Here is a 26,772-nt window from a genome sequence, read left to right on the forward strand (position 1 = left end):
GTTCCCCTCAAGAAATCAGTTTTTCCAGATCATCGAGGGATAGACGTTTGAGGGCCTCCAGGGATTTAGCCAATTCGTCCTGAACCGGCGACAATTCGACGCGCAACGCCTCGATGCGGGCGCAGAACGCTTGCAGGGTATCGGCTTCGAACAGCGCCTTGAGCGGCACCTTGTCCCCCAGGCGCTCCTTGATCCGGGTGACCACCAGCGTCGCCAGCAACGAATGCCCGCCCAGCTGGAAGAAGTTGTCCGTGAGGCCAACGCGCTCGACTTCCAGCACCTCTTGCCAGACGGTCGCCACTTCCCATTGCAGCTCGGTGCTTGGCGCTTCGTAACGCTGTTGCAGCGGATTGCCCCCCAGCGCCATCAGGGCCTTGCGGTCGAGCTTGCCGTTGGGGGTCAGCGGCAGCGCGTCGATCAGGTGCAGATGGCCCGGCACCATGTGCGCCGGCAAACGACTGGCCAGGGCCGCCCGCAGGCTTTCCACCAACGATGGGTTGCCCGGTTGGCTCGCGACGACGTAGGCGTGCAGATGCTTGCCCGCCGCGCCTTCCTGAGCCAGCACCACGGCTTCGCGCACGTCGGGCTGTTCCAGCAACCGGGCTTCGATCTCGCTCAGTTCGATGCGGAAACCACGGATTTTCACCTGATGGTCGGCACGACCGATGTACTCGATCGTGTCGTCCGGCCCCTGGCGCACCAGATCGCCGGTGCGATACAGGCGCTCACCGTTGGTTGCGAACGGGTCCGGCACGAAGCGTTCGGCGGTCAGGCCCGGACGCAGCAGATAGCCCCGGGTCACGCCGGCACCGGCCAGGTACAACTCGGCCGCCAGCCCCGCCGGCAGCACCTGCAACTGGCTGTCGAGCAGGTAGGCCACAGTGTTATCCAGCGGCCGCCCGATGTTCGCCCGGCCGTTGGCGGTGCGCAGGGTGAAGGTCGAATAGGTGGTGTCTTCCGACGGCCCGTACAGGTCATAAACCTGCTTGACCGATGTGCTGGCGTACAGCGTATCGACCAGTGTCTGCTTGAGCGGCTCGCCGGCCAGATTGAGGGTGGTGACCGACGCTGGAATCTGCCCCGCCCGTTGCAGCGCGGCAATCGCCGACGGCACGGTGTTGATCAGCGTCACCCGCTCACGGGCCGGCAACTCGGGCAACGCCAGGGCGTTGTCCGCCAGCACCATGCAACCGCCGCTGGCCAGGGTGACGAAAATCTCCCACACCGACAGGTCGAAGCAGATCGAGGTCGAGGCCAGCACCCCACGCAGTTGCTCGTCGCGGTAAACGCCCTGGGACCACTGGATCAGCGCCGCGAGGTTAGCGTGGGTAATCGCCACGCCCTTGGGCTTGCCGGTGGAGCCGGAGGTGTAAATGACGTAGGCCAGATTCTGCGCCACGATCCGGCTGACGGGCGCCGTGGACGGATACCCGGCGAGCCACTCGGCTCCCTCCTCGACCCACAGCACTTGCGACGGCAACGCCTCGGGCAACATCGCCTGCAACGCGGCTTCGGTCAGCAGCACCGCCGCGCAACTGTCTTCGAGCATGTGCAGCAAGCGTTCTTGCGGATACTCCGGGTCCAGCGGCACGTAGGCACCGCCGGCCTTGAGAATCGCCAGCAACCCGACCAGCATGTCCGGGGTGCGACGCATGCACACGCCGACCCGCACTTCCGGCCCGACCCCCAGCGCTTGCAGCTTATGCGCCAGTCGATTGGCCCGGGCGTCGAGGGTGCGGTAGTCAAGGGTCTGCTCGGCAAACAACACCGCCGCGGCCTCGGGTTGGCGTTGTACCTGCGCGTCAATCCGTTCGACCACACTGCGCGAATCCAGCGCCGTGATCTCGGCCTTGCCCCAATCGACAGCCGCCTGATGCGAGGCGCCGTCCAGCAGTTGCAATGCGCCCAACGGCTGCGAAGCGTCTGCCATGAATTGCATCATCAGGCCTTCGAGCCGGGTGCTCAGATTGACGATGGTGGCGTGATCGAAACAGGCCCGGTCGAAGCTCAAGCCCAGGGTCAGTTCACGGCCGGCGACCGCCACCAGCGTCAGTGGATAGTGGGTCTGCTCCTGACGCTTGACGGTGGAAAACTCCAGGCCAGTGGCTGAGCCTTGGGCCAGGGCTTCGGCCATCGGGTAGTTCTCGAACACCAGAATACTGTCGAACAACGCGCCCTGCCCCGCCCAGCGCTGGATGTCGTAGAGCGGCGTATATTCATGTTCGCGCAGGGCCAGGTTGAGGCGCTGCACCTGCTGAATCCACTGCTCGACCGGGATCTCGGCGGACGGCGACGCCACCACCGGCAAGGTGTTGATGAACAGGCCGATCTGCTGCTCGACGCCGGGCAAGTCCGTCGGGCGACCGGCCACGGTGGCGCCGAAGGCCACGGTGTCCTGGCCGGTATAGCGCTGCAACAGCACCAGCCACGCGGCTTGCATCAGAGTATTGAGGGTGACCTTCTGCTCGCGGGCGAAGCGGTTCAGGTCGCCGGTCTGTTGTGCGCTGAACACATGCTGGTAATCGGCATAACCGCTGGCCGATGTCTGGCTGACCGGCATGGCGCTGGCCAGCCGGGTCGGCTCCTGAAGGTCAACCAATGCCGACGTCCAGAACTCGCGACTGGCCTGAACATCGCGCTGGCCCAGCCACTCAATGTAATCGCGATAGCGCCCCGGGGTCGCCGACGGCGTCATGCCGGCATAGCGTTGCAACACCTCGCCGAACAACTGCGAGGTGCTCCAGCCGTCCATCAAAATGTGGTGACTGGTGTAGATCAAGTGATGCTGTGCTTCAGCAGTTTGCACCAGCAGCACGCGCAACAGCGGGGCCTGGTCCAGTTTGAAACCGGCGGCCAGATCGTCCCGGGCCAACTGGTCGAGCGCTGCGTGAAGGTCATCACGACCGCGCCAGTCCTGCACCGTCATGGGCATCTGCACCGTCTGCCGGACAATCTGCACCGCCGCGTCGGCGTCCTCGGGCCAGACGAACGCCGTGCGCAGAATCTCATGGGCTTCCAGCGTCTGCTGCCAGGCCTGACGGAAACGTTCAGCGTCCAGCTGCCGCACATCGACCCGCAACTGGTTGGTGTACGCCGGGCCGTCCGGCTCGTTGAGGCTGTGGAACAGGATGCCCTGCTGCATCGGCGACAACGGGTAGAGATCGTTGATCTCCCGCGCCGGCACCGGCAACGCCGACAGCTGCGCTTGCGACAGATGCAGCAGATTGAAGTCCGACGGCGTGACCCCGGCATGCTCACCGGCAGTGCAATGTTCGATCAGTCGTTGCAGCTCATGGCAATAAGCGTCGGCCAGCGCCTGAATGGTTTGCGGACGGTACATGCCCTGGCCGAACGTCCAGATCAATTCCAGTTCGCCGCCGTAGACCTGGCCATCGACACTCAGCCAGTTGCCCAGGGGCGCCTCGTCATCCTGATGCGCACCGGTGCTTTCAGCGGCCGGCACAAGCAGCGCGCCGTCGGCCGCTTCGAACGCACCGTCGAACTGGCCCAGGTAGTTGAACGTGATGCGCGGTTGCGGCAGATCACGCAGCGGCTCGAAGCCTGCGAGGTAGCGCAGCACGCCATAGCCGATGCCCTTGCCCGGTACGGCTCGCAGTTGTTCCTTGATCGCGCACAGCGAACTGCCCGGCTCGGCCTCTGGGGTCAGGCGCACCGGAAACAGGCTGCTGAACCAGCCAACGGTGCGACTCAAATCGAGGTCGTCGAACAGGTCTTCGCGACCGTGACCTTCGAGCTGGATCAGCACCGAATCCTGTTCGCTCCAGTCACACAACACCCGCGCCAGAGCAGTCAGCAGCAGATCGTTGATCTGGGTGCGATAAGCGGCCGGGGCCACTTTGAGCAGCGCGTGGGTCAGTGTTTTATTCAGGCGCGAAGTGGCCCGAGCGGCCTGTCGACGAGTCTGGACCGTCTCGGGGAAGTCCCTCGACAAGTCGCTGTGACCGCCCTCCAGCGTGCGCTGCCAATAATCACGTTCGGCCTTCAACGCATCGCTCTGCCCATAACGGTGCAGGTGTTGCGCCCAGGCCTGGAGCGAACTGCTTTTGCCCGGCAGGACAATCGCCTTGCCTGCCGCCGACGCGGCATAGGCTTGCTGCAAATCCTCCAGCAGCACCCGCCAGGACACGCCGTCCACCACCAGGTGATGGATCACCAGCAGCAAACGTTGGTTAGCGTCCGGCAGGTTCACCAGCACCGCGCGCACCAGCCGGCCCTGTTGCAGGTCGAAACTGCGCTGGGCCTCGGCGGCCAGCGCGGGCAAATCGGCCAGGTCGTCCAGTGCCCGCACCCATAACAGGTCTGTGTGGCGTTGTGCCTGGAATGTCGCCTGCCAGGTTTCGCCCGATGCCTGGAAACTCAGGTTCAGCGCGTCGTGCTGCTCGATCAGGGCGGCCAATGCGTTGCTGAGATGGGACGCGTCGAGGGGGGATTGCGGTTGCAGCATCACCGACTGGTTCCAGTGGTGACGCTGGGGAATGTCGGTCTGGAAGAAGCGGGCCTGAATCGGCAACAACGGCAGCTCGCCGCTGATTTTTTGCGCGACGCTGTCTGCCGGTTTGCTCTCGATCAGCTTGGCCACCGCCGCCAACTGGCCGATGGTCTGCTTCTCGAACAGTTGCTTGGGGCTCAGTTTGATGCCCTGGCGTTTGGCCCGGGCGATGATTTGCAGGCTGAGGATCGAATCGCCGCCCAGCTCGAAGAAGTTGTCGGTACTGCCCACTTGCTCAAGCTTCAGGACATCAGCCCAGATGGCGGCGAGCCTCTGTTCGATCTCGCCCACCGGGGCGACAAATGGCTGGGCGACCAGCCCCGGCGCCGGCAAGGCACGCTTGTCCAGTTTGCCGTTGGCGGTCAGCGGCAGACGCTCCAGAACCACGATCTGCGCCGGCACCATGTACTCCGGCAGGCAGGCCTGTAGCTGCTGACGCAAGCCGTCGACATTCAATGGCAGGTCTGGCGCGGCCACACAGTACGCCACCAGTTGCAGGCGTGTTTCATCACCGTCCAGCGGCAAGGCCAACACCGCGGCTTCGCTCACGCCGCTCAAGCCCAGCAACACCCGGGCGACTTCCGCCGGCTCCACCCGATAGCCGCGCACTTTGACCTGATCGTCGGCACGACCGATGAATTCCAGCGCGCCCTGACGATTGCGGCGCACCCGGTCACCGCTGCGGTACACCCGTGCGCCGACGGCGCCAAACGGATCCGGCAGGAAGCGTTCGGCGGTCAGCCCCGGCTGGCCCAGATAACCCAGCGCCACACTGTCGCCGCCGATGTACAGCTCACCCGCCACCTGATTGGCGACCGCGTTGAGCACATCGTCCAGCACATAGACATGGGCTCCCGGCAACGGGCGGCCGACCGGCACGCTGCGGGCACCCGAGTCGAGATCCTTGAGCTCATGGGTCAGCACGCCGACCGTGGTTTCACTCGGACCATAGTGGTTGATGAATCGGCAGCCCGGCTTGAGTCGCCGCACCTGCTCGAGCAATGCCGGCGAACAGGCCTCGCCGCCCACGATCAATGCGTGTTGCGGCAACACATCGGCGGCCCGGGACGCCTGCATCAGCGCCGCCAAATGCCCCGGCACGATCTTCAACACGCCCACCTGATGCTGCGCCATGTAATCGGCAAACCGGTCCGGGTCGAAGCCCAGCGCTTCGGGCAATACATGCAACAAGCGACCGGAGCACAGGGCGCCGAACAGCACGGTAAACCCCAGGTCCGCGGCAATGGTCGAGACCAGCGCCATGCTGGCCGCAGGCTCCAGCGCCAAACGCTCCAGCGCACCGCGCACGTAACTGGCCAGGGCGCCGTGGCTCACCAGCACGCCTTTGGGTTGGCCGGTGGAACCGGAGGTGTGAATCACGTAGGCCGCTGCATCCGCCGACACGGTCAGCGAAGGTTTTGTAGTCGACTGGTCATGCCAGCGTTCCGGCGCGAAGGCCAGCCCTTGGCAACCGGCGACCGTCAGGGTGTTTTCCCGCGAATCGCCCGAGGCACACAGCAGGACTTTCGCCTGCGCGCCTTCGAGCATCTGCTGCAAACGCGCAGCCGGCGCCTTGACGTCCAGCGGCATGTACACCGCCCCGGCCTTGATCACCCCTAACACACAGGTCAGCCATTCCAGCGAGCGCTCCATCAGCACCGCCACGGGCTGCCCGCTCTGCACCCCTTGCGCACGCAGATAATGGGCCAGGCGATTGGCGTCCTGATCCAGCGTCTGAAAACTCAAGGTCCGCTCAAGGCAACGTGCGGCCAGTGCCTCGGGCTGTGCGAGCACCTGACGCTCCCATTGCTGCAACACCGACTCCGCCGGCTCCCGTGGCGCCAGCGCCGGTTGCACCGGTGTGACGGCAAGCGTATGCAGCGGCGCTTGCGGGGCGCTGAGCAATTCGCGGAACAGGCCAAGCAGCGTCGGGATAAACCCTTCGATGGTCGAGTGTTCATACAGGTCGCTGGCGTAGGTCATTTGTCCGTGGATCAGCGTGCCGTCATCGGTGATGTCCAGCGCCAGATCAAAGTGTGTGCCTTCTTTGTCCAGCGGATACTCGGTGACGCTCAGGCCCGGCAGGTTCATCGAACGCTGGGTCTGCATGCCGACGTTCTGGTTGAACTTGGCCTGGAACAACGGGTTGTGCCCCAGGGTTCGCTCGGGCACCAGTTCATCCACCAGTTGCTCGAAAGGCAGCTCCTGATGGGCCTGGGCACCGAACGACGCTTCCCGGACCCGGGCCAGAAAATCGTCGAAACTGCCGCGCTCATCCACTTGGCAACGCAACACCTGGGTGTTGACGAAGAAGCCGATCAACCCTTCGACCTCGGAGCGTCCACGGTTGGCATTGGGCACGCCGACGCGAATATCGCGCTGGCCGCCAAGACGCGACAGGAACAGCGAAAACCCGGCCAGCACCAGCATGAACAAACTGATGCCCTGAGCCCGGGCAAACCCGTTCAACTGCCGGGACAGGTCCGCACCGAAATCAAAGCTCAGGGTCTGGCCTTCAAAGCTCTGGGTCAGCGGCCGGGGGAAATCCGCCGCCACGTCCAACAGCGGATGCTCTTCACCCAGCTGCTGGCGCCAGTAATCGAGTTGACGCTCGCCCTCCCCTGCCTCCAGCCAGCGCCGCTGCCAGATCGCGTAGTCGGCATACTGCAAGGGCAACGCCGGCAACTGCGGCTCGCGCTCCAGGCTGAAGGCCTGATAGCACTGCACGAATTCCTTGACCATGACGTCCATCGACCAGCCATCGGAAACGATATGGTGCATGCTCACGATCAGCACATGTTCATCGTCCGCTAGACAGAACAGGCTGGCCCGCAGCAATGGCCCGTGGAGCAAATCGAACGGTTGCGCAGCCGCTTCCTGAACCCGCCGCGCCAGCTCGGCTTCACGTTCTTGCACGGCGACGTTCGACAGATCGATGCGTTGCAGTGGCACGCGCTGCTGCTCGAGGATGACCTGGCTCGGCTGGTCGCTGTCGGTCTGGAACACCGTGCGCAGTACTTCATGGCGCGCCACCAGATGATCGAACGAACGCAACAGCGCTGCCTCGTTCAGTTGTCCGTGCAAGCGCAGGCCGGCGGCCATGTTGTACGCCGCGCTCTGTGGGTCGAGCTGCCACAGAAACAACAGACGCTGCTGGGCGAACGAGAGCGGGATCACCGCGCAGTCGTGACGACTGACCGGCAGCGGCAACAGGCTGAAATCCTTGCCCTCCTCGCGCAACTTGACGAGAAACTGTCGACGTTGCGCCAGCGGCAAACCGACGAACCTTTTAGCGATACGCTCCGCCATATTGCCGCTCATACTTCTACTCCCTCCAAAGAACTCATGAACTGATCCATGTCGGACCAGTCGTTATCGCTTGCACCATCTGCCAGCGCGGCCAGCTCCAGGGCCAGATCGCCCAGCAGCGGTGTCTCAAACAGGCTGCGCAATGGCAGCACCACGCCCAATTGGCTTTTGATCCGGGCAATCACCTGCGCGGCCAGCAACGAATGCCCGCCCAACTCGAAGAAATGGTCATCGACACCGACCCGTGGCACTTGCAGCACTTCGATCCATATCTGCGCCAGCGCCTGTTCGGTGGTGGTTTGCGGGGCGCGATAAGTGCACTGTAATTGGCTCGAATCGGGGATCGGCAGGGCCTTGCGGTCGAGTTTGCCGCTGGGGGTCAGGGGCAGGCGCGGCAACAGCAGCAAGTGGCCGGGCACCATGTAGTCCGGCAGGTTCTTTTGCAGCGAGGTTCTGATTTGCTGGCGCAGAATCGCCTGTTCCGCCGCGCTGCCGAGCACGCGCTCATCGACGACCAGATACGCCACCAGTTGCGGTCCACCCGTCAGGGGCAAGGCCAGCACCACTGCCTCACGAATGCCCGGGCATTGCTGCAACCGCGACTCGATTTCCCCCAACTCGATGCGGAACCCGCGAATCTTCACCTGGTGATCGACGCGGCCGATGTACTCCACCGCGCCGTCATCCCGCAGCCGGGCACGGTCGCCGGTGCGATACAGGCGCTCGCCGACCGCGAACGGATCGGCGATAAACCGCTGGGCGCTGAGCGTCGGCTGCCGGTGATAACCGCGAGCCAGGCCCGGCCCGCCGATGTACAACTCGCCCACCGCGCCTTTGGGCAGCAGGTTCAAATCGTCGTCGAGCACGTACAACCGGCGTTGCTCCAGGCCGTGACCGATCGGTATGCCGCGCCACGACACCGCCTCGGCGGTCAACGCGCTGCAATCATGAATAGTCGAGACCACCGTCGCCTCGGTCGGGCCGTAGGTGTTGAGTAAACGCACATGGCCCAGCCCGGCGCGCTGCCATAGGCGCAACCCGTCCACCGCCATCGCCTCGCCGCCCACATGAATTTGGCGCAAGGCAGCGAAGTGGGCCGGCGGGTGGGCCGCGTAATCCTGCACCACCGAATACCAGTAAGCGGCCGGCAAATCCGCCAGGGTAATGCCGTGCTCGACGATCACCTGGTGCAAGGTCGCACTGTCCCACAGGCGTGCATCGCGCAGGACGACGCCGGCGCCATGGCACAGGGGTGGGAAGAATTGCTCGACGAAACCGTCGAAACTGCTGGTGGCGAATTGCAGCACGCGATCGCCTTCGCGCAAGTCGCTGTAGTCGATCGCCCGCGCGATGAATTCGCTCAACGCGCCGTGGCTGACGGCCACGCCCTTCGGCCGGCCGGTGGAGCCGGAGGTGTAAATCACGTAGGCGAGGTTCTGCGGATCCACTGTCACTTGCAGGTTTACTTGATTCTCAGCATCACTGTCCGGCAGTTGGTCCAGACACAGGCAGTCGATGCCATCGAGCGCCGGCAGGCTGCTCAGCAGCGGGCTTTCGGTCAGCAACAGTTTCAGCCCGCTGTCATCGAGCACGTGGCGCAAGCGTTCGGCCGGGGTGTGCGGGTCCAGCGGCACATAGGCGCCGCCGGCCTTGAGCACGGCCAGCAATGCCACGGCCAGTTCCAGCGAACGACCCAACGCCACACCGACCAGCACGTCGGGGCCGACGCCTTTGTCGCGCAACTGATGGGCCAGGCGATTGCTGCGAGCATTCAGTTCGGCATAGCTGAGCGAGGGCGACTGCTCGCCCGCCAGGATCACGGCGCTGGTGTCGGGAATGCGCGCAGCCTGGGCCTCGAACAGCTGCGGCATGCCAAACAGCGGTGCCGGGATGGCGACAGGTTGAATCAAGCGCTCGCGCTCATCCGTGTCGAGCATCGCCACTTCGCCCAGCGGCTGTTGCGGATCACGGCAGACCGACACCAGCACGTTGTGCCAATGCTCGGCCAACGCGGCAATGGTCTGTGCGTCGAACAGGTCGGTGGCGTAGGTGAACGCCGCGAACAGTTGCGAGCCCTCCTCCCGGGTGTCGAGCATCAGGTCGCTGGTGGCCGCATGCTGACGTCCGCTGCCGGCCAGTTGCTGCTCACTCAGATAGCCGACCTGCAAACCGCAATCGAGCCGCACGTCCTGCAGATCGGTCACCAGCGGCTGGTGGTTGAACATCACCTGAAACAATGGATTGTGGCTCTGGCTGCGGGCCGGTTGCAGGGCCTCGATCAACGCGTCGAACGGCAGTTCCTGATGGGCCTGGGCGCCAAGCGCCGCTTGACGCAGGCTCTGCAATAAATCGCTGAAACGAGTTTGAGAGGTGACCTCGCTGCGCAAGATCTGCGTATTGACGAAGAAGCCGATCAAGCCTTCGGTTTCACTGCGGGTGCGGTTGGCGATCAAGCCGCCGACGCGGATGTCGGTCTGACCGCTGTAGCGATGCAGCAAGGTCTTGAAGGCGGCCAGCAGCACCACGAACAGCGTCACGCCTTGGCGCTGGGCGAGGGTTTTCAGCTCCTGGCGCAGGGCCCCATCGATGACTTTTTCCAGGCGCGCGCCCTGGTGGCTGGACTGGGCCGGATAGGCACGGTCGGTGGGCAACTCGAGGATCGGGTGCTCTTCGCCCAACTGCGTGCGCCAGTAATCGAGTTGACGCTCGCGCTCCCCGGCTTCCAGCCAGCTGCGTTGCCACAGGGCATAGTCGCGGTAGTGCACGGTCAGTTCCGGCAAGGTCGGTTGCCGCCCCGCCACCAAGCCGTCGTAGGTGCGCATGAACTCGTCGATCAGAATGTTCATCGACCAGCCATCGGCAATGATGTGGTGCAGCGTCAGCAACAGCACGTGCTCCTGTTCGGCCAGGCGCAACAGGCGAAGGCTCAGCAGTGGCCCCTGTTGCAGGTCGAATGCCTGAGTGGCTTCAGCCATCATGTGCTGTTGCGCCTGAGGCCAGCGCCGATCTTCAGGCAAGGCACTCAGGTCGTTGATCGCCAGTGTCAGGTCTCGGGGTTCGGCCACCCGCTGGAACGCACGCTCGCCTTCCTGGCCGAAGGTGGTGCGCAGGCACTCATGGCACGCCACCAGCAGGCTGAACGCGCGCTCAAGCGCCTCGATCTGCAACGCACCGTTCAGGCGAACCGCCATCGGCAGGTTGTAGGCCGCGCTCTGCGGGTCCAACTGCCAGAGAAACCACATCCGCTGCTGGGCATAGGACAGGCCGTCACGCTCGTCGACCCCGACGCAGGAGGTCATGGGAAGCTGCGCAAAATCGATGCCTTCGCGGGCCATGCCGGCCAGAAACAAGCGGCGCTTGTCCTGCGGCAGTTCGATAAAACGGCGGGCGAGTTTCTGTGCGTCTGCGGCATTCATGCGTGGGGTCCTTGCTGATCGGCGGCGTGACCAGGAGGCCCGGTCGTATCAACAAGAACGAATGGCTGACGCGATGATTTAGCGGCACTGACAAACGTGGGGCCCAAGAGAATCTTGAGCCAGAGAAACCTGTGGCGAGGGAGCTTGCTCGCGCTGGGCTGCGGAGCGGCCCCAAAAATCTGGCGGTGATTGCCGTTTTTTGTGAGTGCTACGCACTCAAGCGCGAGCAAGCTCGCTCGCCACAGGGTTCGCTGAGTCAAGACACTCTTAAGTGAACACAAAAAAGCCGAAGCCAGTACAGGACCGGCTTCGGCGACAGGCGCGTCAGGGACTGATCAGATCAGCGCGCGTCTTGGGAATGCCCTTCGGCCATCGCGACAATCACCTTGCGCTTGCCTGTGAAAGGCGCGCGGGCGTGGGCCGAGAGCATGTTGTCGAGCATCAGCACATCGCCCTCCTGCCAGGGAAAGCTGATGGCGCAGTCATCGAGCACGGCGCGAATTTCATTAAGCACTTCATCCTCGATGGGCGAGCCGTCGCCGTAGTAGACGTTACGCGGCAGGTCTTCCTCGTCGACGATGTCCAGCAGGGTTTCGCGCACCTCTGGCTGAAGGTTCGAAATGTGGAACAGGTGAGCCTGATTGAACCAGACCATATCGCCGGTCACCGGATGACGCGCCACCGCCTGACAAGTCTGGCGAGTGCGCAATTCTCCGTCGTCCTTCCACTCGCAAATGATGCCGTGGGCCTTGCAGTAGGCCTCGGCCACCTCGCGGTCTTCGGTGTTGAACACTTGCTCCCAGGCCACGTCCAGCCCGTTACCGAAATTGCGCACATACATCAGGCCTTTGTTGACGAAGCGCTCGCGGATCGCGACAGGCATGCGGCGATAGACTTCCCGGCTGTCGGCAATCGGCGTTTCACCGCCCGAGGTGGCGGCGATCATGCTGTAGAACCAGATTTTCATCGGCCAGTCCCGGGAGTAGGCCAGCTCGTTGTGCAACGGGATGCTCTGATGCGCCGGGTATTCAGTGGAGGTGTACACCCCTTGGGTGACGTTGGTGCGCGGTGTCGAGCCGAACTCATAATTGAGCAGCGGATGGCCAAAGCCGGCGGCGAACTGGCGGAACTGCTCGGCACCGTCCAGTTGGAACCCGCGAAACAGAATGCCGCCGTCGCGCAGCAAATGCTCATCCACCAGTTCATTCAATTCATCGAACACCGCCAACAGGCTGGTATTCGGCTCGGTCGCCTCCACCAGCAGCGGCAAGCGCCCCCGCGCCGGCAGTAACGGCCGCACGGCAAAACCCACAGCAACACCCATGACGGGCCTCCTGTTAAAACCGATAAAGTGAACCGCGCGCGTTAAAAAACCGGCGCGGCCAGTTGCGCATGACGGCGCTGATGGACTTCCAGATGATTCTTGATAATCCGGATCACTTTGGCTTCATGCTCATGAATGAAGAAATGCCCGCCGGTCATCATGTCCACCGAGAAACTGCCCAGGGTTTCCTGGCTCCAGCCGATCAATTGCTCGGTGGTGGCCTTGTCTTCCTTGCCGCCGAGCACGTGCACGGGGCACTTGAGCAGCGGGCGCTGCATCGGACGGAAGCGTCCGCAGAGCATGAAATCGGCGCGCAGGATCGGCAGGGTCAGGCTCATCAACTCCTGATTGGCCAACACGTCCTCGCTGGTGCCCTGGAAAGTGCGCAGTTGCTCGATCAACTGTTCGTCAGTCTGGGGCTCGGCGAAGCCACGGTCATAGTCGCTGCGCATGGTCGGGGCGGCCGTGCCTGAAGCAAACAGCGCCACTGGCTCCGCAGCACCGAGGGCACGAAAGGCGTGAGCCATCTCGCAGGCCAGCAACGCCCCCAGGCTGTGACCGAACAAGGCGTAGGGGCCGTGCAAGGACGGCTTGTGTTCCCTGGCCAATTGCAGGGCCAGGGCGCGCATATCGGTCTGCAAGGGTTCGTCATAACGGGCGCCCCGCCCTGGCAACTCCACGGGCTGCAAGTGCAGCCACGGCGGTAACTGGCGCCGCCAGCGGCTATAGACCATGGCGCTGGCGCCCGAATAGGGCAGGCACAGCAGTGTCAGCTTTGTCACCGCACTTATCCTCAATGGGTTATCTGTAAAGGGAACGGATGAGGTGTGGCGAGAATTAGTCGGTGGGGTTAAGCAATGTCAGCCGCGACGCACTCTATGTAGCAGCAGCCTCGCAAGCTCGACAGCTGCTACGGATCGCCTTAACTGATTATTTAAGATGGCGGTAGCTTTGCACCGCCGAACCCAACACTACGGCGCCAGCGGCAATCGACAACCAGAACCCGCTGCGCGCCCCGAACGCGTCCACCAGCCAGCCCGAACCGGCCGCGCCGATCGCCACGCCGATGCTCAAACCGGTGACCAGCCAGGTCAGGCCTTCGGTGAGTCTAGCCGGCGGCACGATGCGCTCCACCAGCGCCATCGCCACAATCAGGGTCGGGGCAAAGAACAACCCGGCGACGAACACCGCCAGCGCCAGCCCAAAAATATTCGCCGCCAGCAACAACGGCAACGTGGTCACCGCCGTCGCCACTCCACCATAGAGAAACAGTAGCGGCAGCGGCAGTTTCGAGCGCAACGCGCCGAACGCCAGCCCGGCCAGGCAAGAACCAATGGCATACACCGACAACACAATGCTCGCCGCCGCCGGTTGCCCCTGCTGCTCGGCGAACGCGACGCTGACCACATCCACCACCCCGACGATGATGCCCATGGCAACCATCAACAGCATCAGCAACTGGATTTCGCTCGAGTGAATGATCGAGCGCTGATGGTGTTCCTCACGAGGATGCACCGGCGGCTCAGTGCCACGCTGCGACACGAATGCCGTGACCCCGACCGCCAGCATCAACAACGCCGCCAACGGCCCCGCCTCCGGGAACGCCACCACACACAACCCCACCGACAGCGGCGGCCCGACAATAAAACACACCTCGTCCAGCACCGACTCCAGCGCATAGGCGGTTTGCAACTCAGGACGACCGCGATACAACTCGGTCCAGCGCGCCCGCGCCATCGCCGACATGCTCGGCATGCAACCGGCCAGCGCAGCGAACGCAAACAACATCCAGTGCGGCGCCTGCAAGCGGGTGCAGAGCAACAGCATCAACAGTGCCCCGCCACCGACCAGCGCCGACACCGGCAAGATCCGGCCTTGCCCAAAACGGTCCACCAGCCGCGAAACCTGCGGCGCACAAAACGCCGTAGCCAGGGCAAAGGTCGCCGCGATGGAGCCGGCCAGTCCGTAACCGCCCTGGAGCTGCGATAGCATGGTGATCAGACCGATGCCGGTCATGGAAATCGGCATGCGCGCGATCATGCCGGCCAGCACAAAGGCGCGTGCACCTGGGGCGTGGAACAGCTCGCGGTAGGGGTTTGCCATGGGATCCGGCCTCGATAAGGGCCTGCAACTTGCCACAAACGCCTGCCCCTGGGAAATCGTCGAATTGTTGGTTGAGTGTGAACGCTGGCCTGCCGTCAAATGAACGTGAATCTGTGGGAGCGAGGCTTGCCCGCGAAAGCGATCTCACATTCAACATGGATGTCCCCTGACACACCGTCTTCGCGGGCAAGCCTCACTCCTACAAGAGGTCAGCTGTGTGGCGAGAGTTTTGGCACGTCGACGTTATCCAGCACCCGATTCACCGCCAGCTCGGCCAGCATGATGACCTGTTGAATCGCCAGGAGCGTGTGCCGTTGCGGAGCATCGACATACGCGGCAATGTCGCTGGTCATTACGCTCGCTGACGCCAGCGACTCGCAGACATGGGCCAGCAGGCTTTCGTTGTCCATGTCCGGCGCAACCAGAAACATCCTGCTGGGCTTGCGGCCTTCGGGTTGTTTGGGCGGTGGCTTGAGGTAGTGGTCGAGCGCGCGTTCGGCGGCTTCGTTGAGCTTTTTGGAATCGGGTGATTCGTAGGGGGAAACGTCGTCGGTTTCGGGGGGATTGGGACTGTCTTTTATCATGGTGTAACTCCTGACATTCATGAAGCTCACCACCATCGTGACCAAACGATGGGTGGTGGGCGGTACGCAGGTTGGTCAACCGGGAAGTCAGGCACCCGGCGCACTCGAAAGTGCCCCGCGCACAGCCCACCGCAAAGCATACCGACAAGCACAAGAAAAAGCGCCGACATGCTCACGTTGGCGCTTGCACGCCTGACATTGCACGGGTGACCAAACCCGGTCGCTGAATTGGCAGCGACCCGGAAAGACTATCGACTCCCTTTCCTCACCTACAACCGTCAAAACGCGTCGGAAATATCCACTTTTACGACGCTTTTTGTAGGATCAAGGCCTACCCGCGATGAACTTAAACACGCACCGCTGACCTCCTGTGGCGAGGGATCTTGCTCCCGTTGGGGCGCACAGCGCCCCCTCGAATGCTCAACCACATTCCTCCAGAAGCACCGCATTTGCTGGCTTTACGACTGCTGCGCAGCCGAGCGGGGGCAAGCCCCCTCGCCACAGGATCGTGTAGGGCAAACACCTACATTTATTAAACAAACCAGCCCAATCAGCATCTGGTAACTGATTCCTACATCCGGAAATACCTTGTTGCCAGCACCTGCATCCATCCCTACCATCCACGCTCAACGGGCACAGCGGAGCTGTCCAACAAAACCCGAATTCAAGGAACCAGAATGACCCAGCGCATCCATCGCAGCATTGATACCCCACTCCGATCGGGCCTGAACCGGACTGAATTGTGGGAAGCCCCCGACAAAGGCTTGATCAAATGCTGGGAAATCGGCCGCCAACGCGCCACCCGCTTCCCCGACCTCGCCCACCAATGCATTACCGGCGAGCTCCCGGTGCTGGGCTGGAAAGGTGGCGTCAGCCGCAGCCTGAAAAAACTCGAAAAATACGGATCCCTCAAATACCTCGCCCAATGGCAGGGGTTGCGCGGGGAGGATCTGGATATTGATCTGAGCGCAGAACGGGCGCTGACCTGTTCCCGGACCAAAATGGTGGTGACGTTTACGCCGGACCGGTCGAAGTACTTCAATCAGGTGGCGGACGTGGAAGCCTGAGAAATAGAGCCTCATGTCATTGCTGGATCTGCTGCAGGGTTGACGGAGAACCGCTCGCGATAGGCTTGCGGAGTCACGCCCATGGCTCGCAGAAAACTGCGTCGAAGCGTCTCTTCACTGCCAAACCCGCATTGCATCGCGACCCGTTTGATCGGCACACCGGTGTCGCTGAGCAAGCGCCGGGCGGTCTCGACCCTAATCAGTTCGATGGCCCGCGCCGGGGTCTGGCCGGTGTCGGCGCGATAATGACGGACGAAGCTGCGCTCGCTCATGCCGGCCTGCAAGGCCAAGGTCGGGATGCCGAGGTCCTTGGTGAGGTTTTCGCTGATCCAGGCATGAAGTTCGTCGAAACGATCGCCTTCTTTCTGCAAGGACAGGGTCACACTGAACTGCGACTGGCCACCCGGACGCTTGAGAAACACCACCAATTGCCGGGCGACATCCAGGGCCATGGTGCGGCCGAGGTCTTGTTCGACCATGGCCAGGGCCAAGTCGATGCCCGCGGTAACCCCGGCCGAGGTCCAGACCGGGCCGTCGTTGATGAAGATCGGGTTGGGTTCCACCTGGAGTTTGGGATGCTGCTGCGCCAATTGCTCGCAACGGGTCCAGTGCGTCACTACCCGTCGACCGTCGAGCCAACCGCTGGCCGCCAGCAAAAACGCCCCGGTACACACCGACGCCACCCGCCGGCACCCCGTCGCGTGCTCACGTACCCAAGCTACCAGCGACTCGTCTTTCGCCGCCGCGTAAACGCCCCAGCCACCGGCAATGATCAAGGTGTCGCTGCCCTGATCCGGCAACGGCTCTGCCAACAGCGCCAACCCCGCCGACGACATCACCGCCCCGCCACCGCTGGCAATCACCGATGGCGCGTAGGGCGACGGTAAACCTTGCTGGCGGGCAATGTCGTTGGCCGAGGCGAACACCTGCAACGGCCCGGTGACGTCGAGCAGTTGCACGTTGGCAAAGGCCAATACATGAATGGTTTTCGGGGTGTTTGGCATAGTTGGCGTAATTCGTGGGGTGATTGGCGTATGCGCCAAATCCTAGGCGCCTACAGTGAAGCCGTCCACCCCAACCAGGAGAAAAAACGCCATGACGTTGCAGATCGGTTTTCTGTTGTTTCCACAGGTTCAACAACTGGACCTGACCGGCCCTTATGACGTGCTGGCCTCGCTGCCCGACGTGAAGGTGCATCTGATCTGGAAGGACCTGGTCCCGATCACCGCGAGCACCGGGCTGGTGTTGAAACCGACCACCACCTTCGACGATTGCCCGCCGCTGGATGTGATCTGCATTCCCGGTGGCAGCGGCGTCGGGCCGTTGATGGAGGATGACGAAACCCTGGCCTTCATCAAGGCTCAGGCCGCCAACGCGCGGTATGTCACCTCAGTCTGCACCGGTGCGCTGGTGCTTGGCGCGGCGGGGTTGCTCAAGGGCAAACGCGCCACGACGCACTGGGCGTATCACGAACTGCTCGGGCTGTTGGGGGCGATCCCGGTGAATGATCGGGTGGTGCGCGACGGCAATCTGCTGACCGGCGGCGGGATCACCGCGGGTATCGATTTTGCCCTGACCCTGGCGGCTGAATTGTTCGATAAGGACACCGCGCAACTGGTGCAGTTGCAGCTGGAATATGCGCCGGCACCGCCGTTTGCGTCAGGCAGCCCTGAGACGGCGCCAGCCAGCGTGCTGGAAGAAGCCCGTAAACGCGCTGCCGGGTCGTTGAAACTACGCACGGAAATAACCGAACGTGCAGCGGCGAAACTCGACCTTCAGTGAAAGCAATGGCTGCGGGAGCTATCGCCCCCGCAGCCAGTCACTCACGCCGGAAAATCCGTCGCCAGCGCTGTGGTTTTCCACTGTTCAAGGTCCTGTTGCACCTGAGCGATTTTCTGCTGCGCCAGGTCAACCGCAATCCGGCCCATGAACAGATGCAGGGGCGGCTCGCTGATATTGGCCACCTGGATAATTGCCAAGGCGATCTGGTCCGGGTCGCCAGCCTGCTGACCATCAAGGGTGTTCTGGTGCAGGTCCAGGGACGCTTGCGCGGCGGTGTAATCATCGATCCTGCGCTCGGCAACAGCCAGCGATGCACTGGACAGGAAGCCTGTACGCACCGGTCCCGGGTAAACCACCGTGGCCTTGATTCCAAACTCCTGAACCTCTGCCGCCAGCGCTTCGGTCACGCCACCGAGGGCGAACTTGCTCGCCACGTAACTGCCCCAACCGGCATAACCGCCATCGAAGCCGACAATAGACGAGATATTGATCACGTGCCCGCTGCGCTGCGCCCGCAACTGCGGCAAGGCGTGACGCAATACATTGAGCGGCGCAAACAGATTCACATCGAAATTACGCCGCAACTCGCTGTCCGACAGCGCTTCGAAAGTGCCCTGCTGGCCGTAACCGGCGCAGTTGACGACCACATCAAGGCGGCCGAAAACCTCAACGGTGCTTGCGATAGCGCTGGCCACGCTGGACTCACTCATCAAGTCGACTTGCAGCGGCAGAAAGCGCTCGCTGGCTGCCTGCAGTTCCTTGAGGTTACGGGAAGTGGTGGCGACGCGATCACCCACGGCCAACACCTGTTGCGCGAGGGCGAGGCCGAGGCCTTTCGAGGCACCGGTGATAAACCAGGTTTTAGGAGAGTTTTTCATAAGTAGTTTCCTTTGTTTCAGTGCATGGCTGGCTCGGTAAAATCAAAAACGCGTCACTCCGGCTGGCGGTACAGCACCATCCCGGCGTGGTAGAGCACCCCGTCGCGAAAGTCACCGTCAGCCGTGAAACCGGTGTCGTCGGCATATTCGATGTGATCGCCCTCCAACCAATAGCGCCCCAAATAAGCGCTTTCCCGATGGCCGCGAGCTTCGTCGTAGCGACCGCCGGGCAGCAGTTGGTGGCGAATCACGCCGTCGGCGGTGACCCACAGGCCGACGTATTGGTCTTGATTGCCTGATGTTTTAGTCATTTCAGTTGTCCCTACTTCAATAAGGCTGTTCAAAACGGACTGGCCGTCGGCCGTACGATCAATTCACTGACGTCCACATCGGCCGGCTGATCGATGGCGTAGGCAATGGCCCGAGCGATAGCGTCGGCAGGCATGGCGATCTTGCGGAACTCGCGCATTTCGGCGCGGCCACCGGCATCGGAAATGCTCTCGGCCAGTTCGGACTCAGTCACACCGGGGGAAATCACCGTGACCCGCACATCACCACCAACTTCCTGACGCAAGCCTTCGGAAATCGCCCGCACGGCGAATTTGGTGGCGCAGTACACCGCAGCGGTCGGGCTGACAGCGTAAGCGCCAATGGAGGCGATGTTGATGAACTGGCCCGAGCGCTGGCGCTGCATCAAAGGCAACCCGGCAGCGATGCCGTGAAGGACGCCACGGATGTTGACGTCGATCATCCGGTCCCACTCCTCGACCTTCAGCGCCTCGAGTTTCGACAGGGGCATGACCCCTGCGTTGTTGACGATCACATCGACGCGGCCAAAGCGCTCGACAGCGAAACCGATGAAGGCCTGCACATCATCGCGGCGGGTGACGTCCACCGCCCTGAATGCGGCGCTCTGGCCGGCCGCATTGAGTTCTGCAACCAGTGTTTCCAGGCGCTCAACGCGCCGGGCACCGAGCACTACATGGGCGCCCTGACTGGCCAGAAGACGTGCGGCAGCTTCGCCGATTCCGCTGCTGGCGCCGGTAATGACAACCACTTTGCCTTGAATGTTGGACATGACTGTTTCCTTATCTGGAGACTGGAACATCCCGGAGGGGACGTTGCGACAGGTCCAGATTAGGGAGGCTGCGACGGGTTTCGTTAGCCGGTTTCTCCTGGGTTCTTGCACGATCCTGTAGCCGCGAAACCGACACTGGCCGATACGCGCACAATCGGTTTTACTAGCCCGACTCAACCCTCGGCCAGGAGATTGTTCAGCATGACGGCGTCTACTTCCGTGAATGCCCTGCCCCAGGACGGCGCCGACTTGCGGCGCGCCGAACTGGTGAGTCTGATGAAGCGCTTTGCCCCGGCATACGGCGTTCACGCCACGCCAATCAAGGACTTGCACCTGATCCGCAGCGACCACCCCACCGAAGACCTGCACACGGTGCACAAACCGGGACTGTGCGTGATTGTCGAAGGACGCAAGGAGGTACGCCTGGCCGCTGAAAGCTACACCTACGACCCGCTCAATTACCTGGTGGTGTCGGTCACCCTGCCCTTGGCCGGCAAAGTGATCGAGGCCACCCCGGATCGGCCTTACCTGTGCCTGCGTCTGGACATCGACCCGGCGCAGATCTGCCGTTTGATCGCCGATGTCAGCCCGGTCGGGGTGCCTGGGGTGATGAACAGTGGACGTGGGCTGTTTTTGGACCGGATCGACGTGCCCTTACTTGACGCCGTGTTGCGGCTACTCAGATTGCTGGAAACCCCGGACGACATCGCGGCCCTGGCGCCGCTGGCCCAACAGGAAATTTTCTATCGGCTGTTACGCGGCGAGCAGGGCCGACGCTTGCACGAAATCGCTATCCCCGACACCCAGACCCACCGCATCAGCCGCGCCATCGAATGGCTGAACAACCATTACGCCGAGCCCCTGAGCATCGAACACCTGGCGCAGATGATCAATCTCAGCACCTCGGCGCTGCATCACCGCTTCAAATCGGTGACGGCCATGAGCCCGTTGCAATACCAGAAGCAATTGCGCTTGCAGGAAGCACGGCGGCTGCTGTTGTCGGAGAACAGCGACGTTTCGTCAATCGGCTACAAAATGGGCTATGAAAGCCCTTCGCAATTCAGCCGTGAATACAGCCGACTATTCGGCGCCTCGCCGAGCAAGGACATTGCCCGGCTGCGCGCCCAGGAAATCTAGGAGGTTTGTGGGCGGCCTGAAAGCGTCCGCTCAAGCATTCGCCGCACGCCGGCCATTGGGCACAAACAGCTCGAACGAATCATCACCATAAGCCCGCTCCACTTTAGCGATCACCACTTGATAACCCGCATACCACTTGCGGTACTGACGCTTGGCCTCCAAATGTCTGGGATGGCTGGCAAATTCACGGATAGAGGCTTCGTCCCGCCAGTAGTAACTGGCGTTGACCAGTTCGCCATCGGCCGAGCACCAGGACTGGGTGCCCACGAACCCTTCGATGCTGATCGCAACTTCGTCGATCAAAGCGCTCAACCGGTTGAACTCCTCGTCCCGTTGCCCGGGTTTGTAGATAAACGAAGCGATGTACATGCACAGGTTCCTTTTCAGCGAATGAGTCAGGCCGGACGAGTCATCAGGGCCAACCGGACGGCAAGCAACAGCAGTACCGCGGCCAGCCCCAATGACTGCCATTTGGCGAATGTCGAAGTGCTGGAAATACGCCGGCTGACGGTGCTGCCGAAAACCCCGAGCAGGGTGTGAAACACGCCACTGACCAGAGTCAGCACCACGCCCAGCAGCACTAGCTGTACGGCAATCGACCCGCGTTGCGCGTTAACGAACTGCGGCAGGAACACCATGAAAAACAGCAAGGCCTTGGGGTTCAGCAGGCTGTTGAGCATCGCCCGGATCATCAGGATTTTGAGCGGCACTTGCGCAACATCCGAGGTGGCCGATGTTTTTTGCAACGCCTTGAACGCCAACCACAGCAGGTACAGGACACCGGCATAACGGATCAAGTCGAAGGCCGGCGGCCAACTCGCAACCAGCGCCGTAACCCCCATCGCGGTCAGCGCCGTCAGGATCAGATCGGCCAGGCCGATGCCCAATCCCGACGCCACGCCACCGCGCCAGCCATAACTGGCGCCATGGCTGATCACGAAGGCCATGTTCGGACCGGGTGACAGCAGCAACAACATCACCGCTCCGACGAAAATCGATAAGGTCGCAGGGTCAATCACGGCGAAGTCTCCGTCCTGGAAAGCCTGTAGATTAGAGCGCCAATCTGATACAAACAAAAAATTGATCCAGATACAAAGAGCATTCACTCATGACCCGTGTTCGCTACAAACGCCTGGTGGATGAATTCGCCGGGAAGATTCGCAGCGGTGAACTGCCACCCGCCATGCAATTGCCGACCATTCGCGCGCTGATGCAGAGCGAACGGATTGCGCTGGCCACCGCATTGCGGGTCTATAGCGAGCTGGAAGCGATCGGTCTGGTAGTTGGCGAAACCGGCCGTGGCACCTTTGTACGCGACACTTCGTTGCCTCGAGGGCTGGGGCTGGAACAGCAACCATTGGGCATCGGCACGGTAGACCTGACCTTCAATTACCCGTCGGTACCCGGTCAGGACGAGTTATTGCGCGAGGGGCTGCGAGCGATTGCCGCATCAGGGGATATCGATGCGTTATTGCATTCCGCGCCTCAGGGCGGGCGGGTGCATGAACGGCAGACGGCGGCCCGGCATTTACGCAATCGGGACATTCGGGTGGGGGGCGATCAGGTGCTGATCGTCAACGGCGCCCAGCAAGGTCTTGCCGTGACGCTGATGGCGTTACTCCAACCGGGAGATATTCTGGCCCTCGACGCCCTTACCTACCCCGGTCTGAAAACCCTGGCCCAGGCCCATCGACTGGACCTCGAAGCCCTGCCGCAAATTGCCGGGCACACCGACCTCGACGCCCTGGAAGCACTGTGCAAACGGCGCCCTGTGCGGGCGCTCTACAGCATGCCGACAATGCACAATCCGTTGGGGACGGTGATGTCCATCGCCGACCGTGAACGCCTTGTGCAATTGGCCGAACGCTACGACTTTCTGATCATCGAAGACGGCGCCTATGCCTTCCTCGCAGAACCAGCGCCCAAACCGCTGTTTACCTTGGCCCCGCAGCGCACGCTGTATATCAGCGGCCTGTCGAAAAGCGTTGCCTCGGGTCTGCGCATCGGCTTCATCGTTGCACCGAAAGCGATGATGCCGGTGCTGGAACAAGCCATCCGTGTGTCGACATGGAGCACCCCGTCGCTGACCGTCGCTCTGGCCTGCCGCTGGATCGACAGTGGCGAGGTCGACAACCTTGAAGAGCAAAAGCGCTTGGACGCCCGCCAGCGACAGGACCTGGCTCGGCAAATACTGAACAATTGCGATGTGGTGGCGCATCCCGCTTCCTACTACCTTTGGCTCAGATTGCCTGAAGGATTGCGGGCCGAGACGGTTGTTGCCGAGTTGGAACGCAAAGGCGTGCGGGTGACCAACTCCGAACCCTTTGCCACGACCACTCATGTGCCTCCTGCACTGCGGGTGGCCATGGGATCGATCAGCCTCGACGTGTTGAAGCGTGCCCTGGAGACTTTGCGTGAAATCGTGGACATCTGAGGGGCTTTTCTTACGCATCGAGTAGGAGGCGGATTTGCATCCGCCGTCCTCTCACACCACCGTACGTACGGTTCCGTATACGGCGGTTCAGGCTATGCGGCTAAACCGGTTGATCGTATCCAGTATTGAGACCAGCCCGAGTCGATCCCACAGCTTCTTCGGTAGCGCCTGATTCATATGGGGCGCGCCCGAGTTCCACCATGGGCCTCGGCCATTGACTGCCGATTTCCACGCCCGCGCCTCATCAAGCCCCAGACGTATCAAGTTGCGCGCCCTCGTCGAGGGCCGCTTCCATTGACGCCAGATGACACAACGAAGTTTGTGGCGTACCCAGCCGTCCAACTCCTCCAGCGGCCGTTTGCTTTGACTTAGCTTGAAATAGCCAGCCCAACCTCGCAGTACGGGGGTTATTTGCTCGACGATGTAACTTATTGAGCGCCTGCGCACCCGGCGCAAGAGGTCCCTGAGTCGGTCACGCAAGCGACGCAGACTCATCGTCGCCACTCGTAACCTTGGCTGTTGATGCCAGCTCATTCCATAGCCCAAGTAATCACACATCCACGACCCGGCTACTCGGCTCTTTTCCCGGTTCAGTACCAGTTTCAAGCGCCGGCTCAGGAAGCGTTCAACGCCGGCCATCACCCGTGCGCCTGCCCGTTGGCTACGCACATAAATGTTCGCGTCATCGGCATAACGCACGAAGCGATGGCCCCGCCGCTCCAGTTCGCGGTCGAGTTCGTTGAGCAGGATGTTCGACAGCAACGGCGAGAGCGGGCCGCCTTGCGGCGCCCCTTCCTGTCGTCGGCTGGCGAGTCCGCCTGACATCGTTCCCGCTTCGAGATAACGACGGATCAGCCTGAGCACTCGCTTGTCTTCGATTTGACGCGCTACGTAAGCCATCAATACATCATGGTTGACCCGATCAAAGAACTTCTCCAGATCGAGTTCCACACACCAGCGGTGACCCGCCACCACATGGGCACGGGCTGTTTCAATGGCTTGATGAGCGCTTCTGCCTGGACGAAAGCCGTAGCTGTAGTCCGAGAACAGCGGATCGAAGATCGGCGTGAGCTGTTGCAGCAGCGCCTGCTGGATCAGGCGATCCACGACACTGGGGATGCCCAGCTGCCGGGTTCCGCCTTTGGGTTTGGGGATATCGACGGCGCGCACACCCTGCGGGTGATACTCGCCGGCCAGCAACCGAGCCTTGAGGTTGGCCAATACTGTTTCACGTAGTCCGCCAGCTGGTCGACCGTCATGCCATCAGCACCCGGTGCACCCTTGTTGCTGACTACGCGGTGATACGCACGTCTGAGGTTGGCGGGTGCAAGCACCCGCTCCATCAGCGTGTCCGGCTCCGCGTTCGTCCACGTCACAGACGCCGCTGATACCTGTGCGCTGTCAGCCGTCATCCTCGGATTCTGTCCGGGACTCGGAGTAACAGTCTTCTCTGGGAGAAATTGCTGCATTTCGGTATTCAACGAGACTCTGACGCCTACTGGCGGCATAACCTGTTCGGCCCTTGGTGGCAGGGTTATTTGCCACTTACTACGGCCTCGGCTGACTTCTGCACGTTCATCCCGTCGCCTCTCGACGCTCGGTAGCACAGTGGCAAACGAACAGATCTCCCAGGGTAATTCGCGCGACCTTCCTGCTTATGCCTGTCGGATTTACGTCACAGCGTTCCGTGCAAGTATTGGGCTTTGACGATTTGGGCCGTCTTACCCCGCTGCGCCGCCTCTATCCGCTTCCTGTTCGTCAGGCCAGCATTTTGCCTCGGGCTTCCTTCAGATTCGCAGTCACCCGCGACACCCTTGCCTCTGGCTAACACTTCCCCTTGCCGGGTGTGTAGAGGACTTTCACCTCCAAGTCACCAGCGTGGCCACCACAGCCAAGCTGGTTGCGCTTGCGCGCAACGCGCCATGCCTGGCGCACCCATAAAAAAACCCGCCTAAGCGGGTTTCTCAAGACCATTGCGACATCCTGTCGGCAGCCATCCTGGCGTATGGTCGATCATCCGTGATCCTGAGCACGTCCTGTGCTTCAGTTGATGGATCCAGATTAGACGCATCGGTAAAGCTTCAAAAGACGACATACCACTGACTACGTGTAAGCCATTGACCATTCAACGCCTTAAACCTGCACCTGTAGAAGCTGCCGAAGGCTGCTACAGGAAACCGAGCGGCAGTTTTCTGTAGACGAAAAAAAAACCCGCCGAAGCGGGTTTTTCCCAAGACCATATCGACTCCCTGTCGGCAGCGATCCTTGCTATGGTCGATCATCCGTGACCCTGGAGCACTTCCTGTGCTTCAGTTGATGAGGCTAGATTACGCTTGGGATCCAATCTGCAATAGACGACATAGCTACTAGCGCGTGTAAGACATTCGCTATAGTCGCCGCGCCGAAACCCTTTGGATGTATCAGCCATCGTGCGCTGAAGCCTCGAGTTTCGTGGCCTGCAGCCATCAGCCGCCCTGACGCTCGTGGGTCTGGGTATTTGTTTTCAGAAATTCTTCGATATTGCTCATCTGCTCATCCCAACCCCGGCTGTCCATACGAAACGCCTTGAGCCTGCGCGACTGAGGGATGTGATCGAAACCGGACTCGACGACCGTCAACAACGTGCCTTCATCCATATCCTGGAGTTCGAACTTCACCAGCGTGGTGGGCTCCTGGGAGTAATCGGTATCGGGTTCGACTGCATACGGGTGCCAGCGAAACGAAAACACCCGCTCCGGCTCGACCCGCTCCACCAGTACATTCCACAACAAGTGCTCATAACCAGGATAAGTAATCTGCCCCTGGGTCCACTCGCCGGCGACAAAGCGCTTGCCTTCGAGTGCCACGCCGAACCATTGCCCGAAGGCTTCGGCATTGGCCAGTGCGCGCCAGACCTGCGAGCGCGGCACCTTGAGCAGGATCTTCCTTTCGATGCGATCTGATGCTGGGTTCATAAGTCACCTCCTGTATTGAACAGTAGGCCCGTAAAGACCATAAGACCAACCTAAAAGTTGTATCAAACAGGTGCCGCAATCACCCGTACCTGAAATATTCGGCCTCAGTTTTGGCCATAAGTTCTGGTTTGAAGAGGGAGTCGGCGGGCTGAAACTGCTAACGTTTGCAACGAAGTGGAACCCTTACAAGGAAGAT

17 protein-coding genes and 4 pseudogenes are annotated in these 26,772 nt (G+C 61.8%); 4 read left to right on the plus strand and 17 right to left on the minus strand.

Going from position 1 to position 26,772, the window contains the following annotated elements; all coding sequences use genetic code 11:
* Positions 1-7 precede the first annotated feature (7 nt).
* The 9 genes and pseudogenes from PSH88_RS30570 to PSH88_RS21230 all read right to left on the minus strand — a co-directional run bounded on the left by PSH88_RS30570 (position 8) and on the right by PSH88_RS21230 (position 15,246).
* Positions 8-442 carry a phosphopantetheine-binding protein gene (locus PSH88_RS30570; protein WP_431312686.1) on the minus strand — a complete coding sequence of 145 codons (435 nt, stop codon included), beginning with the start codon at positions 440-442 and terminating at the stop codon, positions 8-10.
* Positions 425-1,942: pseudogene (locus PSH88_RS30575) on the minus strand (amino acid adenylation domain-containing protein); the annotation flags it as partial. The gene PSH88_RS30570 and the pseudogene PSH88_RS30575, both read right to left, overlap by 18 nt.
* Positions 1,931-4,915 (minus strand): annotated as a pseudogene (locus tag PSH88_RS30580) (condensation domain-containing protein); the annotation flags it as partial. The pseudogenes PSH88_RS30580 and PSH88_RS30575, both read right to left, overlap by 12 nt.
* Positions 4,901-7,831, minus strand: a pseudogene (locus PSH88_RS30585) (amino acid adenylation domain-containing protein); the annotation flags it as partial. The pseudogenes PSH88_RS30585 and PSH88_RS30580, both read right to left, overlap by 15 nt.
* Positions 7,828-11,235 carry an amino acid adenylation domain-containing protein gene (locus tag PSH88_RS21210; protein WP_305422458.1) on the minus strand — a complete coding sequence of 1,136 codons (3,408 nt, stop codon included), beginning with the start codon at positions 11,233-11,235 and terminating at the stop codon, positions 7,828-7,830. The gene PSH88_RS21210 and the pseudogene PSH88_RS30585, both read right to left, overlap by 4 nt.
* 340 nt (positions 11,236-11,575) lie before the next feature.
* Entirely contained in the window at positions 11,576-12,559 is a 984-nt protein-coding gene (locus tag PSH88_RS21215; RefSeq protein WP_305422460.1) for a TauD/TfdA family dioxygenase, read from the minus strand.
* Positions 12,560-12,600: 41 nt separating this feature from the next.
* Positions 12,601-13,341 (minus strand): thioesterase II family protein, encoded by a 741-nt coding sequence (locus PSH88_RS21220; protein WP_305422461.1) that lies wholly within the window; start codon positions 13,339-13,341, stop codon positions 12,601-12,603.
* A gap of 148 nt (positions 13,342-13,489) precedes the next feature.
* Complete coding sequence (locus PSH88_RS21225) at positions 13,490-14,662, minus strand: MFS transporter (protein ID WP_305422462.1); 1,173 nt, start codon at positions 14,660-14,662, stop codon at positions 13,490-13,492.
* A 209-nt stretch (positions 14,663-14,871) separates the two neighbouring features.
* A complete protein-coding gene (locus PSH88_RS21230) occupies positions 14,872-15,246 on the minus strand; it encodes a DUF6124 family protein (RefSeq protein WP_205890946.1) in 375 nt (124 codons plus the stop codon).
* Positions 15,247-15,923: 677 nt separating this feature from the next.
* Here PSH88_RS21230 and PSH88_RS21235 point away from each other — a divergent pair.
* Entirely contained in the window at positions 15,924-16,313 is a 390-nt protein-coding gene (locus PSH88_RS21235; protein ID WP_305422464.1) for a hypothetical protein, read from the plus strand.
* Between the two features lie 11 nt (positions 16,314-16,324).
* Here PSH88_RS21235 and PSH88_RS21240 read toward each other — a convergent pair whose 3' ends face one another.
* Entirely contained in the window at positions 16,325-17,317 is a 993-nt protein-coding gene (locus PSH88_RS21240; protein WP_305422465.1) for a GlxA family transcriptional regulator, read from the minus strand.
* A gap of 91 nt (positions 17,318-17,408) precedes the next feature.
* Here PSH88_RS21240 and inhA point away from each other — a divergent pair, with 91 nt between their 5' ends.
* Complete coding sequence (inhA, locus tag PSH88_RS21245; protein WP_305422466.1) at positions 17,409-18,095, plus strand: isonitrile hydratase; 687 nt, start codon at positions 17,409-17,411, stop codon at positions 18,093-18,095.
* A gap of 41 nt (positions 18,096-18,136) precedes the next feature.
* On the opposite strand, the gene PSH88_RS21250 is transcribed toward inhA, so the two are convergent.
* From PSH88_RS21250 to PSH88_RS21260, 3 genes are read right to left on the minus strand one after another with little or no spacing between them, the layout of a single operon-like run.
* The gene (locus PSH88_RS21250; RefSeq protein WP_305422467.1) at positions 18,137-18,973 is read right to left on the minus strand and encodes an SDR family NAD(P)-dependent oxidoreductase; all 837 of its coding nucleotides are present in this window, start codon (positions 18,971-18,973) and stop codon (positions 18,137-18,139) included.
* 53 nt (positions 18,974-19,026) lie between these two features.
* Positions 19,027-19,284, minus strand: coding sequence for an Atu4866 domain-containing protein (locus tag PSH88_RS21255; protein WP_305422468.1), 258 nt, complete (start codon positions 19,282-19,284; stop codon positions 19,027-19,029).
* Between the two features lie 29 nt (positions 19,285-19,313).
* A complete protein-coding gene (locus PSH88_RS21260; RefSeq protein WP_305422469.1) occupies positions 19,314-20,051 on the minus strand; it encodes an SDR family oxidoreductase in 738 nt (245 codons plus the stop codon).
* A gap of 201 nt (positions 20,052-20,252) precedes the next feature.
* Between PSH88_RS21260 and PSH88_RS21265 the strand changes: the two genes are divergently transcribed.
* Complete coding sequence (locus tag PSH88_RS21265; RefSeq protein WP_305422470.1) at positions 20,253-21,188, plus strand: AraC family transcriptional regulator; 936 nt, start codon at positions 20,253-20,255, stop codon at positions 21,186-21,188.
* Positions 21,189-21,218: 30 nt separating this feature from the next.
* Here PSH88_RS21265 and PSH88_RS21270 read toward each other — a convergent pair whose 3' ends face one another.
* Both PSH88_RS21270 and PSH88_RS21275 read right to left on the minus strand, forming a co-directional pair.
* The gene (locus tag PSH88_RS21270) at positions 21,219-21,557 is read right to left on the minus strand and encodes an antibiotic biosynthesis monooxygenase family protein (protein WP_305422471.1); all 339 of its coding nucleotides are present in this window, start codon (positions 21,555-21,557) and stop codon (positions 21,219-21,221) included.
* Between the two features lie 26 nt (positions 21,558-21,583).
* The gene (locus PSH88_RS21275; protein WP_305422472.1) at positions 21,584-22,207 is read right to left on the minus strand and encodes a LysE family translocator; all 624 of its coding nucleotides are present in this window, start codon (positions 22,205-22,207) and stop codon (positions 21,584-21,586) included.
* Positions 22,208-22,296: 89 nt separating this feature from the next.
* Between PSH88_RS21275 and PSH88_RS21280 the strand changes: the two genes are divergently transcribed.
* Complete coding sequence (locus tag PSH88_RS21280) at positions 22,297-23,622, plus strand: aminotransferase-like domain-containing protein (RefSeq protein ID WP_305422473.1); 1,326 nt, start codon at positions 22,297-22,299, stop codon at positions 23,620-23,622.
* An 87-nt stretch (positions 23,623-23,709) separates the two neighbouring features.
* Here PSH88_RS21280 and ltrA read toward each other — a convergent pair.
* Positions 23,710-25,130, minus strand: a pseudogene (ltrA, locus tag PSH88_RS21285) (group II intron reverse transcriptase/maturase).
* A 957-nt stretch (positions 25,131-26,087) separates the two neighbouring features.
* On the minus strand, positions 26,088-26,576 hold the full coding sequence (locus PSH88_RS21290; protein WP_305422476.1) for an SRPBCC family protein: 489 nt from the start codon (positions 26,574-26,576) through the stop codon (positions 26,088-26,090).
* Between the last annotated feature and the right edge of the window lie 196 nt (positions 26,577-26,772).

This window comes from Pseudomonas wuhanensis (assembly GCF_030687395.1).
In the GTDB taxonomy this organism is placed as follows: Bacteria; Pseudomonadota; Gammaproteobacteria; order Pseudomonadales; family Pseudomonadaceae; genus Aquipseudomonas; species Aquipseudomonas wuhanensis.

Excerpts from the sequence above, each read along its gene's own strand:
- PSH88_RS21265 (WP_305422470.1), top strand. The coding sequence starts at position 20,253 with ATGACGGCGTCTACTTCCGTGAATGCCCTGCCCCAGGACGGCGCCGAC.
- PSH88_RS21240 (WP_305422465.1), bottom strand. The coding sequence starts at position 17,317 with ATGCCAAACACCCCGAAAACCATTCATGTATTGGCCTTTGCCAACGTG.
- PSH88_RS21280 (WP_305422473.1), top strand. The coding sequence starts at position 22,297 with ATGACCCGTGTTCGCTACAAACGCCTGGTGGATGAATTCGCCGGGAAG.
- PSH88_RS21225 (WP_305422462.1), bottom strand. The coding sequence starts at position 14,662 with ATGGCAAACCCCTACCGCGAGCTGTTCCACGCCCCAGGTGCACGCGCC.
- PSH88_RS21260 (WP_305422469.1), bottom strand. The coding sequence starts at position 20,051 with ATGTCCAACATTCAAGGCAAAGTGGTTGTCATTACCGGCGCCAGCAGC.
- PSH88_RS21230 (WP_205890946.1), bottom strand. The coding sequence starts at position 15,246 with ATGATAAAAGACAGTCCCAATCCCCCCGAAACCGACGACGTTTCCCCC.
- PSH88_RS21270 (WP_305422471.1), bottom strand. The coding sequence starts at position 21,557 with ATGTACATCGCTTCGTTTATCTACAAACCCGGGCAACGGGACGAGGAG.
- PSH88_RS21255 (WP_305422468.1), bottom strand. The coding sequence starts at position 19,284 with ATGACTAAAACATCAGGCAATCAAGACCAATACGTCGGCCTGTGGGTC.
- PSH88_RS21290 (WP_305422476.1), bottom strand. The coding sequence starts at position 26,576 with ATGAACCCAGCATCAGATCGCATCGAAAGGAAGATCCTGCTCAAGGTG.
- PSH88_RS21235 (WP_305422464.1), top strand. The coding sequence starts at position 15,924 with ATGACCCAGCGCATCCATCGCAGCATTGATACCCCACTCCGATCGGGC.
- PSH88_RS21215 (WP_305422460.1), bottom strand. The coding sequence starts at position 12,559 with ATGGGTGTTGCTGTGGGTTTTGCCGTGCGGCCGTTACTGCCGGCGCGG.
- inhA (WP_305422466.1), top strand. The coding sequence starts at position 17,409 with ATGACGTTGCAGATCGGTTTTCTGTTGTTTCCACAGGTTCAACAACTG.
- PSH88_RS21210 (WP_305422458.1), bottom strand. The coding sequence starts at position 11,235 with ATGAATGCCGCAGACGCACAGAAACTCGCCCGCCGTTTTATCGAACTG.
- PSH88_RS30570 (WP_431312686.1), bottom strand. The coding sequence starts at position 442 with ATGGTGCCGGGCCATCTGCACCTGATCGACGCGCTGCCGCTGACCCCC.
- PSH88_RS21250 (WP_305422467.1), bottom strand. The coding sequence starts at position 18,973 with ATGAAAAACTCTCCTAAAACCTGGTTTATCACCGGTGCCTCGAAAGGC.